The sequence below is a fragment of the Nocardia sp. NPDC058497 genome (assembly GCF_042720195.1).
In the GTDB taxonomy this organism is placed as follows: Bacteria; Actinomycetota; Actinomycetes; order Mycobacteriales; family Mycobacteriaceae; genus Nocardia.
The window spans coordinates 2,211-2,877 of record NZ_JBHXMY010000689.1; the positions used below are offsets into that span (position 1 = coordinate 2,211).

Annotated in this window: 1 pseudogene; it reads left to right on the top strand. The window is 68.4% G+C overall.

Annotated elements, in window-relative coordinates:
* Positions 1–310: 310 nt before the first annotated feature.
* Positions 311–667 (top strand): annotated as a pseudogene (locus ACFWPJ_RS29545) (murein transglycosylase); the annotation flags it as partial.

The window sequence follows — 667 nt, forward strand, 5'->3', positions numbered from 1 at the left end:
ACCCCCACCCTCCGTGGGGTCGGGCTCGGGGCGCGGCCCGGGCCCCCTTGTGTGGCTGTTTTCCCCCCCCTCTCTCGCCTGGTCGGGTGGGTGGCAATAGTCCGGTTATTGTCATCGCGTGCTTTTGTCTCGGGGGAGGCAGTCATCTGCTGCCTGGCCGTGGCTGCTCGTAGCCACCATTTTCATCGTCGGAGTTTCCACCTCGTGCAGCGCACGGCTGGAGCATTCCGAAACGCCGGTGAGTTCCACCGGTAAACCCGCTCCGGTACGTCCGGCAGCGCAATTGGCGGCGTGGTCGCACATTCACGCCGTGCCGTACGGAATTCCGGAAACGGCGCTCCAGTCGTATGCCTATGCGGCGTCGGTGCTGGATCGCAGCGCGCCGGACTGCCATATCGGCTGGCCGACCCTGGCCGCGATCGGCGCGGTGATGAGCGACCACGGCTCCGCCGACGGCTCGACCCTGGCGGCGGACGCGACCGTCTCACCGAACCTGCGCGGATTGCGCCGTGCGCGAGTGGAATTGCCGACGGTGGCCGACACCGACGGCGGCCGGATCGACGGCGACCGGACCCAGGACGTGCCGATGGGGCCGATGCAGCTGATGCCCAGTGTGTGGGAGCAGTGGTCGACCAGGCACTCTCGGGGCGTGCCCGCATCTGGAAGG